This is a genomic window from Streptomyces sp. NPDC090499, assembly GCF_044769305.1.
Classification (GTDB): Bacteria; Actinomycetota; Actinomycetes; order Streptomycetales; family Streptomycetaceae; genus Streptomyces.
Window position 1 is genome coordinate 346,869 of the sequence record NZ_JBIVXP010000005.1, and the last position, 14,505, is coordinate 361,373.

A 14,505-nucleotide genomic window follows, 5' to 3' on the forward strand; every position below is an offset into this window, starting at 1 on the left:
TCTTTGCGGCGTCCGGCGGGCCGGTACGGCTGACGGCGCGTCAACGGCTCTCCCCGGCACATGCGTTCGGGGGTGACGGCCGGCCTCCAGCGGCGAGAGGCGGCTGATTGCCGTCTTGTCATGGCCTGTTCGGGACGCTTACTTTTGGCCTTCCTGACGCGTGTGGCGAGGGGGGCTTCCGACATGGCCGATCGCGGCCGGCACCGCCGGTACCAGCCGAACAGGATCAACCGTGCCTCGCTCACCGTCACGGCGGGCGGTGCCGGCCTCGCGCTCCCGCTCGCCGCCGCCGGAAGCGCCGACGCGGCCTCCGTTTCCACCTGGGACCGGGTCGCCGCCTGCGAGTCCAGCGGCGACTGGGGCATCGACACCGGCAACGGCTTCTACGGCGGGCTGCAGTTCACCCAGTCCACCTGGGAGGCCTACGGCGGGACGCGGTACGCGCCACGCGCCGACCTCGCCACCAAGGACCAGCAGATAGCGGTGGCGGAGAAGGTCCTCGACGGCCAGGGGCCGGGCGCCTGGCCGGTCTGCTCGGTGCGGGCCGGGCTCACCCGCGGCGGCGACACCCCGGACGTGCACACCGAGAGCGCCGCCACCCACCCCGCGACCCACCACGCGGCGAAGAGTGCCGCGAAGAGTTCCGTACGGGACGTACAGCCGCAGACCACGCCGCAGTCCCGGGCCGGGCAGGCCGAGATGTACACCGTGGTGCACGGGGACACGCTCTCCGGGATCGCCGAGGAACACGACGTGACCGGGGGCTGGCACCGGCTGTACGCGGCCAACCGGACGACGGTCGGCTCCGACCCCGACCTGATCCTGCCGGGACAGCGGCTGAGCCTGACGGGCCAGGCCGCGAAGACCGGTCCGGCGGCGAAGAAGGCGGTCACCAAGACCGGGGCGCACCCGAAGGCCGCTGCCAAGACGAAGACGAAGACCAAGGCCGAGAAGACTGAGGCAGCCACCCACACCGGCCACACCCTCGTCGCCCCGGTCGACGCCCCGGTCGGCACCGGCTACCACGTCTCCGGCTCGCACTGGTCGAAGGGCTACCACACCGGCGTCGACTTCCTCGCGCCCACCGGCACCTCCGTGCAGGCGGTCGAGGCCGGGCAGGTCGTCACGGCGGGCTGGGGCGGCTCCTACGGCTACCAGGTGGTGATCCGGCACGCCGACGGCCGCTACACGCAGTACGGCCACCTGTCCGCGATCTCCGTGCGGGCCGGGCAGAGCGTGTCCACGGGCCAGCGGATCGGCCGCTCCGGCTCCACCGGAAACGCCACGGGCCCGCATCTGCACTTCGAGGTGCGGACGGGGCCCGGTTTCGGCACGGACATCGACCCGGTCGCCTATCTCCGGGCCGGCGGCGTCAGGATCTGATCCGCGTACGGCGCCGGTTCAGGAGCGGGCCGTGCACGTAGTCGGCGGCGGGCAGCAGCACGTCGGCCACGTCCGGGACCACGTCCGGCGCCGCGGACCCCGACCGCTGCTGCGGCATCTCGACCCGTGAGGCGGCCTCCACCGGTCCGGCCGCCTTCGCCGGCTCCGGCTGCGCGGCACCGCCGCGCTCCGCGGCCACCTGCGCCAGGCCCGCCTCGGCCAGTTCCACCAGCGCCTCGACCAGCGGCTCGGGCGACACCTCGGTCACGGCGGGCTCCGGCACCGGGACCGGCTGGACCGGGTGCGGGGTGCGCTCGATGCGCTCGGTCGTCAGCAGGATCAGACCGCCCGCCGCCACCACACCGCAGCCCAGCGCCAGCAGGGTGCCCGTCGTGCCGTAGCGGAACGTCTCGCCGAACATCGTGATGCCGACCGCGGCCGCCAGCACCGGGTTGACCACGGTGAGCGTGGCCAGCGGCGCGGCCAGGCCGCCGCCGCGGTAGGCGGCCTGGGAGATCAGGACGCCCGCGACGGCGTAGGCGCCGATCACGGACAGCCAGAGCACGTCGGCGGTGGCGATCCCGCCGTCCCAGTCGATCGCCACGACCTTGGTGAACACCGAGGACATGCCGAAGGCTATGCCGGACGCGGTGGCGAGCAGCACGCTGCGCACCGCCGGGTGCCGGTGCGCGGCCCGGCCCGCGATCATCAGCGCGACGACCGCCCCGCCGGTGACCAGCGCGACGCCGACCCGCCCGGCGGAGTCCAGGGTGTGCGAGTCGGAGGAGCCGACCAGGGAAAGCAGACCCGCCAGACCGACGGTCGCCATGATCGCGCCCCGCCATGCGGTCGACCCGGCCCGGCGGCCGACGAAGAGGGCCGCCATGGGCAGCGCGAACACGATGGTGAGCGCGCCCAGCGGCTGGACCAGGCTCAGCGGGCCGTAGGCCAGCGCCACCACGTGCAGCAGACCGCCCAGGCCGTTGAGCGCCATCGCGCCCCACCAGCTCGGGCGGCGCAGCGGCGCGTACTGCTCGTCGGGGGAGGAGACCGCTACCTGCTCCTGCACGATCGCTCCGCCGGCGTAGGCGACGGCGGAGACGAAGGAAAGCAACACGGACAACGCGAGGGCGCTCATACTCGGCTCCTCTGCGTCAGGCGGGACCGGTTGGCCCCGCGCGGTGATCGGTCGGCTTCCATGAGCAACACTCTGCCCGTCCGTGTGCTTCCCGTCGTCGTACCTGAGCACCTAATGGGTCCTACTACCGATGGAGTACGCCGGGATCCTGATCATCCCCAGGGTGGGCACCGCCGGGTGGAGAGGGCGTGCGCCCGGGATCCCGCGAGGCCTGGTACTACTGCTCTTCGTGGACCTGTTCGAGGACCTGGACCCGGATCTCGCCGCGCTTCGCCCGCTCGGCGGCTTCTTCGTCCTGCGCACGGTCCGGCCCGCGGTAGGAGACCCCGACCCGGTGCGGACCGGCCAATCCACAACTCTGGCAAAAGCCTATGAAAAACTCACATCGGATGTTTACGGAAATGCCCTAACTTTCCGTGTCGATACCGTTTCGAGGCGTCTGGGTGCCGCCGAACCCCGGGTCGCCGCCTCCATCGCCCACCAGGCGCTGGCCGCCCGGCTCTGGTCCGTCGCCCTCGGCTGCGCCGTCCGCTACGGCCGCCTCCCCGACCTCGACCCCGGCCTGCTCCTGTGGGATCCCGGCGCCACCGCCCCCGACGACCTCCGGCTCACCGGGCTGCGCGCCCTGCCCGGCGGCACCGGCCCGGCCGCGCTCGCCGGCACCGTCGTACGCGTCGTCGTGGACGGTCACCTCGTGCCGCTGGGGGCGGCCGTGCGGGACCGCTACGGCCTCGCCGCCGGCCTGCTGTGGGGCAACGCCGGTTCCGCGCTGGCCGGTGCCGCACGGGAGCTGGACCGCTGGGCGCGCGCGAACAGATGTGCGGATGCGGCCGCCCGGACCCGCACCCTCGCCGACGCCCTCTTCGCGCACCCCCTGCTGAGCGCCACCGGCACCCGCGCCGGCCCGGCCTTCCGGCGCCGCAGCTGCTGCCTCTACTACCGGGTACCGGGCGGCGGGGTCTGCGGTGACTGTTGTTTCACACAACCACCGCGCTCTTCCCCGCGCGCCGCATCTGGGTGACCATGGAACAACCGGCCGTGGAGAGCGAGGGGTTGCGGGTGCGAGTCGGACTGCTGACCCGGGAGTACCCCCCGGACGTCTACGGCGGCGCGGGTGTTCACGTGGAGTTCCTCGCCAGGGAGTTGCGGCCCCTGGTCGACCTGGAGGTGCACTGCTGGGGCGAGGGCCGCGGGGTCGGCGTCGTCCGGCACCGCCCCTGGACCGCCCTGGACACCGCCAACGACGCGCTGCGCACCTTCTCCGTCGACCTGGCGATGGCCGCGGGCCTCGAAGGCCGCGAACTCGTGCACTCCCACACCTGGTACGCCAACCTGGCCGGCCACGTGGCCAAGATGCTGTACGGCGTCCCGCACGTGGTGACCGCCCACTCGCTGGAGCCGCTGCGGCCCTGGAAGGCCGAGCAACTCGGCGGCGGCTACGCCCTGTCGAGCTGGGCCGAGCGCAGCGCGATCGAGGCCGCCGACGGCGTGGTCGCCGTGTCCGGGGCGATGCGCACCGACATCCTCGACTGCTACCCCGCCCTGGACCCGGCGAAGGTCCACGTCGTCCACAACGGCATCGACACCGCCCTGTACCGCCCGGACCGCTCCACCGAGGTCCTCGCGCGCATCGGCATCGACCCCGGCCGCCCCTACGTCCTGTTCGTCGGCCGGATCACCCGCCAGAAGGGCGTGCCCCATCTGCTGCGCGCGGTACGGGACATCGACCCGGCGGCGCAGGTCGTGCTGTGCGCGGGGGCGCCCGACACGCCCGAGATCGACCGGGAGTTCCGCGAGCTGTTCGCGGAGCTGAGCCGGGTCCGTGAGGGCGTGCACTGGATCCCGCAGATGCTGCCCCGCGCCGACGTCATCCAACTCCTCACCCACGCGGCCGTGTTCGCCTGTCCCTCGGTCTACGAGCCGCTCGGCATCGTCAATCTGGAGGCGATGGCCTGCGGCACGCCCGTGGTGGCGTCCCGGGTCGGCGGCATCCCCGAGGTCGTCGAGGACGGCAAGACGGGCCTGCTGGTCGACCTCGACGACGACTTCGAGGACGGCCTGGCGCGGGCCCTGGACGCCGTCGTCGGCGACCGGGAGACGGCCCGCCGGATGGGCGAGGCCGGACGGGAGCGGGCGGTGGGGGAGTTCGGCTGGGACGCGGTGGCCCGGCGCACGGTCCGGCTCTACGAGGAGATCCTCAAACAGGCGTAACGACAGGCGTAACGAACAGGCCGCCTGTTCGACGTGATCCCGGTGCAGGCTTAGCGGGTGTGCTCCCAGGGCAGGCATGGAGCACCAGGGTGAGGGGAGCGGCCATGCGTCGTGGTGGGCCTTCGGTACTCGGGATCGTGCTGGCCGGCGGGGAAGGCAAGCGCCTGATGCCGCTGACCGCCGACCGGGCGAAACCAGCGGTCACCTTCGGCGGTACCTACCGCCTGGTGGACTTCGTGCTGTCCAACCTGGTCAACGCGGACGTGCTGCGCATCTGCGTGCTGACGCAGTACAAGTCGCACTCGCTGGACCGGCACATCACCACCACCTGGCGGATGTCCAGCCTGCTGGGCAACTACGTCACCCCGGTCCCGGCGCAGCAGCGGCTCGGCCCGCGCTGGTACCTGGGCAGCGCCGACGCCATCCTGCAGTCCCTCAACCTGGTCCACGACGAACAGCCCGACTACGTCGCGGTGTTCGGCGCCGACCACGTGTACCGCATGGACCCCCGGCAGATGCTCCAGCAGCACGTCGAGGGCGGCGCCGGGGTCACGGTCGCGGGCATCCGCATCCCGCGCGTGGAATCCTCGGCGTTCGGCGTGATCACGCCGGGCTCGGACGGGCAGACGATAGAGACCTTCCTGGAGAAGCCCGCCGACCCGCCGGGTCTGCCGGACGCCCCGGACTGCGTCTTCGCCTCCATGGGCAACTACATCTTCACCACCAAGACCCTGGTGGAGGCGCTGCACCGGGACGCCGAGGACGAGGACTCGGTGCACGACATGGGCGGCTCGATCCTGCCCCAGCTCACCGCCCGCGGCGAGGCCCAGCTCTACGACTTCGGCACCAACCACGTCCCCGGCGAGACCAGCGGCGACCGCGGCTACTGGCGGGACGTCGGCACCCTCGACGCGTACTACGACGCCCACATGGACCTGATCGCCGAGCGGCCCGCCTTCAACCTCTTCAACCGCAGCTGGCCCATCTACACCCACTCGTACCAGCTCTCCCCGGCCCGCTTCAACGCCGGCGGCATGGCGAGCGAGTCCATCATCAGCGCGGGCTGCCTGATCCGGGGCCAGGTCACCCGGTCCGTGCTGTCCCCGGGCGTACGGGTCGACCCGGGCGCGGTGGTCCAGGGGTCGGTGCTGCACGACAACGTCATCATCGGGCGCGGCGCCGTGGTGCGCGGTGCGGTCCTGGACAAGAACGTCGAGGTCCCGCCGGGCGCGACGATAGGCGTCAACCCGGACCGGGACACCGAGCTGTACACCGTCTCCAAGGGCGGGGTCATCGCCCTCGGGAAGGGCCAGATCGTCTCGTAGCCCGCGCGCGCCCGCCGACCCGGGCGCGACGCGCTGCGAGTGAATAACCCTCATTTGCCGGACTTTGGGTCACTCTCCCCTCACGATGCAGACAGCAATGTCGAACTTCGGAGGTCATCCGACATGAGAGGGACCAGTGGTATGTCACATACCGCCAGTGGCAGTGGTATGTCACATACCGCCAGTGGTACGTCACATACCACCCCGGCTCTCCGGCGCACCCGGCTGTGCCTCGCCGCCGTGCTGACAGCGTCCGCGCTGCTCACCGCCCCGGCCGCGGAGGCCGCCGCACCGGCCGACGGCAGCCTCGCCGACCTGGTGAACCCCTTCATCGGCAGCCAGGACGACGGCAACACGTTCCCCGGCGCGGCCGTGCCGTTCGGCATGGTGCAGTTCTCCCCGGACACCGGGCACAGCACCGGCTACGACTACTCCCAGCACCGGATCCGCGGTTTCTCCCTGGTCCACCTCTCCGGTGTCGGCTGCGCCATCGGCGGCGACCTGCCCGTGCTGCCCACCACCGGTGACGTCACGCAGACGGACTACGCGAAGTACGCCGCCGGGTTCGACCACGCCGACGAGGCGGCGAGCCCCGGCTACTACCGCGCCGGCCTCGACTCGGGCGTGACGGCCGAGCTGACCGCGACCGCCCGCACCGGCGTCCAGCGCTACACCTTCCCCGCCACCGGCAAGGCCAACGTCCTGCTCAACGCCCACCAGGCGCTGCACAGACCGGCCGGCAGCGACGTCGAGATCCTCGACGACCACACCGTCCGCACCCGCATCACCGGCCACGGCTTCTGCCGCGAGACCGCCCCGTACACCGTCTACACGGTCACCCGCTTCAGCCGCCCCTTCACCGCGTACGGCACCTGGAACGGCACCGCGGTCACCCCCGGCGCCCGCACCGGAGCCGACGGCGCCTACGTCCGCTTCGACACCACCCGGGACCGTACGGTCGAGGCGACCACCGCCCTGTCGTACGTCGACGCGCGCGGTGCCGAGGCCAATCTGCGCGCCGAGGGCGGCCGTTCGTTCGACGCGGTACGGCGGGCGGCGCGGGACGCCTGGGAGCGGCGGCTCGCCGACGTCCGCGTCCAGGGCGGCTCCCCGGCCCTGCGCCGTACCTTCTACTCGTCCCTCTACCGCACCTTCCTCGCGCCCAACGTCGGCGAGGACGCCGACGGCCGCTACACCGGCTGGGACCGCCGGATCCACCGCGCCCAGGGGTTCACCTACTACCAGAACTGGTCGCTCTGGGACACCTACCGCACCCAGGCCCAGGCGCTTGCCCTGCTCGCCCCACGCGAGGCCCGCGACATGGCGCTGTCGGTGCTGAAGATCGACGAGGACGGCGGCTGGCTGCCCAAGTGGGGTTACGGCCCGGTCGAGACGAACATCATGACCGGCGACCCGGTCACCCCGTTCCTGACCACCGCCTACCAGCTGGGCCTGCTCAAGGGGTACGAGGAGCGCGCCTACCGGGCGCTGAAGAAGAACGCGGACGGCGTGCCGCCGGCCGCCAACGCCGGGGTCGGCAGGGAGGCCGACGCCGAGTACCTCGCCGACGGCTTCGCGCCGTACCTCAAGGGCCGCCCGCACACCAAGGTGGGCGACTCCGACTACGACCACGGGGCCTCCGTCACCCTGGAGTACGCGCTCTCCGACGCGATGCTCGGGCAGCTGGCCCGGGACCTCGGCCACGTCGAGGACGCGGCCCGCTACGCCACCCGGGCGCAGAACTACCGCAACGTCTTCGACCCCTCCACCGGCTTCTTCCGCGCCCGCGACGCCTCCGGCGCCTTCACCGGCGACCCCGACCCGGCCCGCGGCATCGGCTTCCACGAGGGCACCGCCTGGCAGTACCAGTGGCTCGTCCCGCAGGACCTGCCCGGCGTGATCTCCCTGATCGGCGGCGAGCGTGCCACCAACGCACGGCTCGACTCCTTCTTCGCCTACGACAGGCTGCTCGCCGACCCGGAGAAGACCGCGCGGGACGTGTGGGTGCACGGCAACGCGTACACCTACTACAACGCGGCCGTCTACAACCCGATGAACGAGCCCGACCTGATCGCCCCGTACACCTACCTCTCCACCGGCCAGCCCTGGAAGACCACCGACGTGGTGCACGCGGCGCTGACGCTGTTCACCGACGGCCCGACCGGGATGACCGGCAACGACGACCTCGGCACCATGTCCGCCTGGAACGTCCTGTCGTCCCTCGGCCTCTTCCCGGTGCAGCCCGGCTACGGCACCTGGGGCCTGTCCACGCCCGTCTTCGACCGGGCCGACGTCCGCCTCGACCGGCGTTTCTGGCCGAGCGGCGGGTTCACGGTGACCGCACCGGGGACCTCCGCCGACCACCGGTACATCCAGCGGGCCCGCACCGACGGCACCGACTACGGCCGCACCTATCTGACGACCGGTGCGCTGCGCTCCCTGCGCTCGCTGGCGTTCACGGTCGGCCCGCGCCCGTCAGAGTGGGGTACGTCACCCGAGGCGGGACCACCGGCGCTGAAGTGACCTCAGGTGTCGCATGAGTCCCGCCTCTTTCGGAGGAGGCGGGACTTAATCTGCTGTTAACTGAGCGTAGCGTGATCGTACTTGACCGTAATCATGAGTCGGCGTTTGACTGCTGATCCACCCTCCGTCAACGCGAGGCACCCTTTTCGATGACTGCGACTGCTGACCTGCTCGCCCCGCTCGATCTGGCCTTCTGGAACATCGAGTCCGAACAGCACCCGATGCACCTCGGCGCGCTGGGCGTCTTCTCCGCGCACTCGCCGACCGCCGGCGCGCACGCCGCCGACCTGCTCGCGGCCCGGGCCGCCGCGGTGCCCGGACTGCGGATGCGCATCAGAGACGTCTGGCAGCCGCTCGCGTTCGGCGGTGCCGCCCGCGAGACCGACCCGGACTTCGACCCCCTGAACCACGTCCGGCTGCACGCCCCGACCGCACACTTCCATGCCGACGCCGGCCGGCTGATGGAGCGTCCGCTGGAGCGCGGCAGGCCACCGTGGGAGGCGCATGTGCTGCCCGGCGAGGACGGGGTGTCCTTCGCGGTGCTGTTCAAGTTCCACCACGCCCTCGCCGACGGGCTGCGCGCCCTCAAGCTGGCCGCCGGTGTCATGGACCCGCTCGACCTGCCCGTGCGCGCCCCCCGCTCGATCGAGCCGCCGCGCCCGAGGCCGGCGCTGCCCGACGTGCGCAGGCTGCCCGAGCTGATGCGCGGCGCTCTCTCCGACGTGGGCCGGGCCCTCGACATCGGCGCCTCGGTGGCCCTGTCCGCGCTCGGGGTGAGCTCCTCGGCCGCGCTGCGGTCCGAGCCCACCGGAACCCGCAGCATCGCCGGGGTCGACCTCGACATCGACGACGTCCACCGCGTCCGCAAGGCCGTCGGCGGCACCGTCAACGACGTCCTGATCGCCGTCGTGGCCGGCGCCCTGCGCCGCTGGCTGGACGAGCGCGGCGACGGCACCGTGGGCGTCGCCCCGCGCGCCCTGATCCCCGTCTCCAGGCGCCGCCCGCGCACCGCGGCCCCCCAGGGCAACCGGCTCTCCGGATACCTGATACGGCTTCCGGTCGACAACCCCGACCCGCTCGCCCGCCTCGACCGCGTCCGCACGGCGATGGTCCGCAACAAGGACGCCGGCCCCAACCGGGGCGCCGGTGCCGTCGCCCTGCTCGCCGACCACGTGCCCGCACTCGGGCACCGGCTCGGCGGGCCGCTCGTCGGCCAGGCCGCCCGGCTCTGGTTCGACATCCTGGTCACCAGCGTGCCGCTGCCGGGTGTCGGCCTGTGTCTCGGCGGCCACCCGCTCACGGCCGTCTACCCGCTGGCCCCGCTCGCGCCCGGCCAGTCCCTGGCGGTCGCCATCTCCACCTACCGCAACCGCGTCCACTACGGCCTGGTCGCCGACGCGAGCGCCGTCCCCGACCTCGACGTGCTGGCCCGCGCGGTCACCGACGAGGTGGACTCGCTGATCGCGGTCTGCGATCCATGATCCGGTCGGGTTTGGAGGTATGGCCGGGGGATCCGTAAAATTCCCGGTTCGAAAGCGGGCGCGAGTCGGAGCGCCGCTGGTGGACCAGGGAAGCGGCAGCACGATGACGGTGACACAGGACGGCCCGGCGGCCGAGGACGCGGTGCGGGCCGCGGACGGGGCCGTGGACGGGGCCGTGGACGGGGCCGTGGTCTACGGCCCCGGCATCGACCCCGAGCGGCTCGCCGTCTGCCTCGGCGTGCTCGCCGAACTGGACGAGCTGGAGGTCGACCACCCGGACGCCATCGCGGTGCGCCGGGCCACGGCCGGCGTCTACCGCACGGTCAAGCAGCGCCGCCGCCAGGAGCGCCGGGCCGCCAAGACCGCCCACGACAAGGCGGTCACCGAGGCCACCGCGACCGGCTCCGCCGAGCGCATCGACGACGAGACCGAGGGCCTGCTGCCCTCCTCCCGGACCGAGGAGGGCAGGGTCGCGGGGATACTCCAGCGCCCGCGCTCCTGCTACACCTGCAAGACCCGCTACGTCGAGGTCGACTACTTCTACCACCAGCTCTGTCCGGACTGCGCCGGGCTGAACCGCGCCAAGCGCGACGCCCGTGCCGACCTGACCGGCAAGCGCGCCCTGCTCACCGGCGGCCGCGCCAAGATCGGCATGTACATCGCGCTGCGGCTGCTGCGCGACGGCGCCCACACGACGATCACCACCCGCTTCCCGAAGGACGCCATCCGCCGGTTCAAGGCGATGGAGGACTCGGCGGACTGGCTGCACCGCCTGGAGGTCGTCGGCATCGACCTGCGCGACCCCGCGCAGGCCGTCGCCCTCGCCGAGCAGGTCAGCGCGGCGGGCCCGCTCGACATCCTGATCAACAACGCGACCCAGACCGTACGCCGGCTGCCGTCCGCGTACGCGGCGCTGGTCGAGGGCGAGGGCGCCCCGCTGCCCGCCGGTGAGCTCCCCGCCCACCAGGTCATCGGCGCCTTCAACTCGGGCGCCGTGGACGGTCTCGCCGCGCTGCCGCTGGGCACCAGCGGCCTGGACGCGCAGCAGGTCGCCGACCTCGCCCTCGTCGCGGGCAACGCCAGCGTGGCCCGGCACCTCGACGGCACCGCCATCGACGCCGGCGGTCTCGTCCCGGACGTCGTGGACACCAACACCTGGGTGCAGACCATCGACCAGATCTCGCCCGTCGAGCTCCTGGAGACCCAGCTCTGCAACTACACGTCGCCGTTCATCCTGATCAGCGCGCTCCGGCCGGCCATGGCCACGGCGGCGAAGATGGCGGTGCGTGGCCGGTCCTACGTCGTGAACGTGTCGGCGATGGAGGGCGTCTTCGGCCGCGGCTACAAGGGCGCCGGGCACCCCAACACCAACGCGGCCAAGGCCGCCATGAACATGGTCACGCGGACCAGCGCGACGGAGATGTTCGAGTCCGACGGCATCCTCATGACCTCCGTCGACACGGGCTGGATCACCGACGAGCGCCCGCACTACGACAAGCTGCGCCTGGCCGAGGCCGGCTTCCACGCGCCGCTCGACCTGGTCGACGGGGCCGCCCGCGTCTACGACCCGATCGTGCGCGGCGAGGCGGGCGACGACGTGTACGGGGTCTTCCTGAAGGACTACGAGCCCGGCAGGTGGTGAGCCGCGCTTAATCGTTGGCGACGCCCGGCACCGGCGCCCTAGTCTTCAGGCAGGCGCCGGTGTGCCCGGTGCGCAGGTCACGCGTACTTCGTGGTTCGATCCCATACGGGTCCACCCATGGGCCCGTCGCCCGTCGGGGGCAGCTGCGTTGCCGACTTGATCTCGGGCACCCGCCTTCGCCGGTTCGGCCGACGAAGGGTGCGGTTGTGGGCGGCCGCGGCTCGTGAGGGGCTCGCCGCGCAGTCTTCCCCCAGCCTTCGGCCGGGGGTACCCGCAACGCCCCTTCACGTGGTGATACGCGCCGCTCTCACCCTCGTACCGCCGTCCACCAGGATGTCGGCCCCGGTCACCCATTCCGCCGCGTCCGAGGCCAGCCACAGCACCGCACCGGCCACGTCCTCCGGCTCTCCTATCCGGCCCAGCGGCAGGCCCGCGGCGATCTCCCGCTCGCGCGGCTCCCACATGAAGCGGGCCATCTCCGTGCGCACCAGGCCCGGCGAGACCGAGTTGACCCGCACCTGGGGCGCCAGTTCGCCCGCCAACTGCTGGGTGAGATGGAGCAGCGCCGCCTTGCTGGTGCCGTACGCGCCCACGTGGGGGCCGACATGGGCCGCGCCCTCCGTGCAGATGTTGATCACGGAGCCGCCGTGCTCCCGCATCCAGCCGCGCCACGCGCACTGCGTCAACCGCAGCGGGGCCTCCACGTTGACCGTGAACGCCTCCCGCCACAGGCCCAGGTCGGCGTCCATGAGCGGGCCGTACGGGCGGTTGGTCGCCGCGTTGTTGACGAGGATGTCGAGCCGCCCGAACTCGGTCAGCGCCAGCCGGGTCAGCTCCCGGGCGTGCTCCGGCTCGCCGACGCTGCCTGCCAGGCCGACCCCGCCGAGCCCGGCCGCCGTACGCCGCACCTCGTCCGGGTCCCGCGCGCTCACGCACACCAGCGCACCGGCCGCCGCGAGCGCCTCGGCGACCGCGCGCCCGATCCCGCGGGTGCCGCCGGTGACGACGGCCGCCCGGCCCCGGAGCCCGTACGACGGCCCGTACGATGACGTCATCGCCGTACCGTCTCATGACGGAACGTCAGTCGACAGCCCCCAGACGGGAGTTGCGGGCGGCGACCAGTTCCAGGACGGTCCGCCAGTCCTCCAGGACGCCCGCGTCGAAGCCCGTGGTATGGCTCTCCTCGTCCGCCTGGCGCAGGCGCAGCACGTCGTCGTCGGTGGCGGTGCCGTCCTCGCGGACCAGGTGGTAGACGCGTTCCCCGAGCAGGTGACGGACCGCGTGCGCGGCGCCGTCGGCGGGGCCGAGCAGTTCCTCGATGCCGTGCACCAGGCCTGCCACCTGGAGCTCCTTGTCGGCGGGGCGGCTGCGGCGCAGCAGTGCCGCGGTGCGCAGTGCGCGCTGGTGCCGGCAGGCGTACAGCAGATCCATCAGCTCCTCGACGCTGCGCAGCTCCATGCGTCAGTCCTTCCGCGAGACAGCCGTTGTCCTGCGCCATCGGATCATGTCGAGTTTTCGACCCGGCCAACGCAACCTGAACTGCACAGCCTGTTACGGCTGCGGCCCGCCGCGGCTGCGGATCGGCGCGCCCGGTGAGCCGGGGACCGCCGGGCCGGGCCGTGATGTTCACCGGCGACTCGACCAACGACGTCCGCCGTCCCTCGTACGGCCCGGACGGCCACGCGGTCGTGGCAGGCACATCACCTTTTAGGATCTATGTACGAATTGGAGAGAGGGGCGGGTGAGTCGTAAACAGGGCATGATGTTACGAACAGGTGCATTTCGTGATCGCTGAATTGCGGAGCGACTCGCGATAGTTACACCTTGTTTGCACTCCCTATCGAGCGGACCCCCGCTCATTTGGTTAATCTATAGGGGACGGACAGCACCAAGGGGTCCCACCCACACCCACGGTCCGTCCCGGGGACAAGCCGGTCGACAACGGCCTGCTCTCTCGTGAGTTACCGGCGCCACCGCGTCCGAACCGGCCTTTGACCCAGACCCGAGCGGGCGCCGAGCACCGGAACGCAGACTGTCCGGTACGCCCCGAGGGTGACCGACACAGAAGGAGTGCGCGGTGACACCTGACAAGACGAATCGCGAGCAGCGCCCCAAGGAACGCACGGAGCGCGCCGGCAGCAGGCCCGGACAGCTCGGCAGCCTCGACGTGTGGGCCCGGTCCGCCCCGATCCGCCTCGCGGGTTACGAGGAGGATCTCGCCGAGCCCCACATCCTGCCCAGCGTGGACTGACCGGCCGGTCAGTCCCGTCGCGATCGCCGACGCGCATGGGCGTGCGAGACTCACGCCCATGCTGATCAGAGAAGCCACCGCGGACGACTGGCCGCAGATCTGGCCCTTCTGGCACCGGATCGTCGCCGCCGCCGAGACCTACGGCTGGGACCCCGACACCTCGGAGCAGGCGGCCCGCGCGCTGTGGATGAGCCCGGCGAAGCGTGTCTACGTCGCCGAGGACCCCACCGGAGCCGTCGTCGGCTCCGCCTACCTGACCCCCAACTACGGGGGACCCGCCGCACGGGTCGCCAACGCCGGCTTCATGGTCGACCCGGACCGGGGCGGCCAGGGCGTCGGACGCGCCCTCGCCGAGCACGTCCTCGCCGAGGCCCGGGTGCACGGCTACCGGGCGATGGTCTTCAACGCCGTCGTCGAGACCAACCCCGCCGTGGCCCTGTGGACCTCCCTCGGCTTCACGATCCTCGGCACGGTCCCGCAGGCCTTCGACCACCCCGCGCTCGGACCGGTGGGCCTGCACATCATGTACCGCGCCCTGTGATCCGGCCGCC

12 protein-coding genes are annotated in these 14,505 nt (G+C 72.2%); 9 read left to right on the plus strand and 3 right to left on the minus strand.

Going from position 1 to position 14,505, the window contains the following annotated elements; genetic code table 11:
- The first annotated feature begins 183 nt into the window (after positions 1 to 183).
- The gene (locus ACIQVL_RS20855; protein WP_403476038.1) at positions 184 to 1,383 is read left to right on the plus strand and encodes a transglycosylase family protein; all 1,200 of its coding nucleotides are present in this window, start codon (positions 184 to 186) and stop codon (positions 1,381 to 1,383) included.
- On the opposite strand, the gene ACIQVL_RS20860 is transcribed toward ACIQVL_RS20855, so the two are convergent.
- Entirely contained in the window at positions 1,373 to 2,521 is a 1,149-nt protein-coding gene (locus ACIQVL_RS20860; protein ID WP_403476039.1) for a DMT family transporter, read from the minus strand. The two genes, ACIQVL_RS20855 and ACIQVL_RS20860, sit on opposite strands and share 11 nt — an antisense overlap.
- A gap of 211 nt (positions 2,522 to 2,732) precedes the next feature.
- Between ACIQVL_RS20860 and ACIQVL_RS20865 the strand changes: the two genes are divergently transcribed.
- The 6 genes from ACIQVL_RS20865 to ACIQVL_RS20890 all read left to right on the plus strand — a co-directional run bounded on the left by ACIQVL_RS20865 (position 2,733) and on the right by ACIQVL_RS20890 (position 11,703).
- Positions 2,733 to 3,542, plus strand: coding sequence for a (2Fe-2S)-binding protein (locus ACIQVL_RS20865; RefSeq protein WP_403476216.1), 810 nt, complete (start codon positions 2,733 to 2,735; stop codon positions 3,540 to 3,542).
- A gap of 38 nt (positions 3,543 to 3,580) precedes the next feature.
- Complete coding sequence (glgA, locus tag ACIQVL_RS20870) at positions 3,581 to 4,732, plus strand: glycogen synthase (protein ID WP_403440245.1); 1,152 nt, start codon at positions 3,581 to 3,583, stop codon at positions 4,730 to 4,732.
- 104 nt (positions 4,733 to 4,836) lie between these two features.
- Complete coding sequence (gene glgC / locus ACIQVL_RS20875) at positions 4,837 to 6,057, plus strand: glucose-1-phosphate adenylyltransferase (RefSeq protein WP_403440164.1); 1,221 nt, start codon at positions 4,837 to 4,839, stop codon at positions 6,055 to 6,057.
- A gap of 168 nt (positions 6,058 to 6,225) precedes the next feature.
- On the plus strand, positions 6,226 to 8,580 hold the full coding sequence (locus tag ACIQVL_RS20880; protein WP_403476040.1) for a GH92 family glycosyl hydrolase: 2,355 nt from the start codon (positions 6,226 to 6,228) through the stop codon (positions 8,578 to 8,580).
- A 149-nt stretch (positions 8,581 to 8,729) separates the two neighbouring features.
- Complete coding sequence (locus tag ACIQVL_RS20885) at positions 8,730 to 10,061, plus strand: wax ester/triacylglycerol synthase family O-acyltransferase (protein WP_403476041.1); 1,332 nt, start codon at positions 8,730 to 8,732, stop codon at positions 10,059 to 10,061.
- Positions 10,062 to 10,164: 103 nt separating this feature from the next.
- On the plus strand, positions 10,165 to 11,703 hold the full coding sequence (locus ACIQVL_RS20890; RefSeq protein ID WP_403476042.1) for an SDR family NAD(P)-dependent oxidoreductase: 1,539 nt from the start codon (positions 10,165 to 10,167) through the stop codon (positions 11,701 to 11,703).
- A gap of 284 nt (positions 11,704 to 11,987) precedes the next feature.
- On the opposite strand, the gene ACIQVL_RS20895 is transcribed toward ACIQVL_RS20890, so the two are convergent.
- The gene (locus ACIQVL_RS20895) at positions 11,988 to 12,758 is read right to left on the minus strand and encodes an SDR family oxidoreductase (RefSeq protein ID WP_403440156.1); all 771 of its coding nucleotides are present in this window, start codon (positions 12,756 to 12,758) and stop codon (positions 11,988 to 11,990) included.
- Between the two features lie 25 nt (positions 12,759 to 12,783).
- Entirely contained in the window at positions 12,784 to 13,161 is a 378-nt protein-coding gene (locus ACIQVL_RS20900; RefSeq protein ID WP_403440154.1) for a hypothetical protein, read from the minus strand.
- Between the two features lie 619 nt (positions 13,162 to 13,780).
- On the opposite strand from ACIQVL_RS20900, the gene ACIQVL_RS20905 reads away from it, so the two are divergent.
- Positions 13,781 to 13,954, plus strand: coding sequence for a hypothetical protein (locus ACIQVL_RS20905; RefSeq protein ID WP_352356208.1), 174 nt, complete (start codon positions 13,781 to 13,783; stop codon positions 13,952 to 13,954).
- Between the two features lie 58 nt (positions 13,955 to 14,012).
- Positions 14,013 to 14,495, plus strand: coding sequence for a GNAT family N-acetyltransferase (locus tag ACIQVL_RS20910; RefSeq protein ID WP_403476043.1), 483 nt, complete (start codon positions 14,013 to 14,015; stop codon positions 14,493 to 14,495).
- The last annotated feature ends 10 nt before the right edge of the window (positions 14,496 to 14,505 follow it).

Coding starts and splice junctions, on each gene's coding strand:
- ACIQVL_RS20885 (WP_403476041.1), top strand. CDS start 8,730: ATGACTGCGACTGCTGACCTGCTCGCCCCGCTCGATCTGGCCTTCTGG.
- ACIQVL_RS20880 (WP_403476040.1), top strand. CDS start 6,226: ATGTCACATACCGCCAGTGGTACGTCACATACCACCCCGGCTCTCCGG.
- ACIQVL_RS20855 (WP_403476038.1), top strand. CDS start 184: ATGGCCGATCGCGGCCGGCACCGCCGGTACCAGCCGAACAGGATCAAC.
- ACIQVL_RS20900 (WP_403440154.1), bottom strand. CDS start 13,161: ATGGAGCTGCGCAGCGTCGAGGAGCTGATGGATCTGCTGTACGCCTGC.
- ACIQVL_RS20860 (WP_403476039.1), bottom strand. CDS start 2,521: ATGAGCGCCCTCGCGTTGTCCGTGTTGCTTTCCTTCGTCTCCGCCGTC.
- ACIQVL_RS20895 (WP_403440156.1), bottom strand. CDS start 12,758: ATGACGTCATCGTACGGGCCGTCGTACGGGCTCCGGGGCCGGGCGGCC.
- glgC (WP_403440164.1), top strand. CDS start 4,837: ATGCGTCGTGGTGGGCCTTCGGTACTCGGGATCGTGCTGGCCGGCGGG.
- ACIQVL_RS20890 (WP_403476042.1), top strand. CDS start 10,165: ATGACGGTGACACAGGACGGCCCGGCGGCCGAGGACGCGGTGCGGGCC.
- ACIQVL_RS20910 (WP_403476043.1), top strand. CDS start 14,013: ATGCTGATCAGAGAAGCCACCGCGGACGACTGGCCGCAGATCTGGCCC.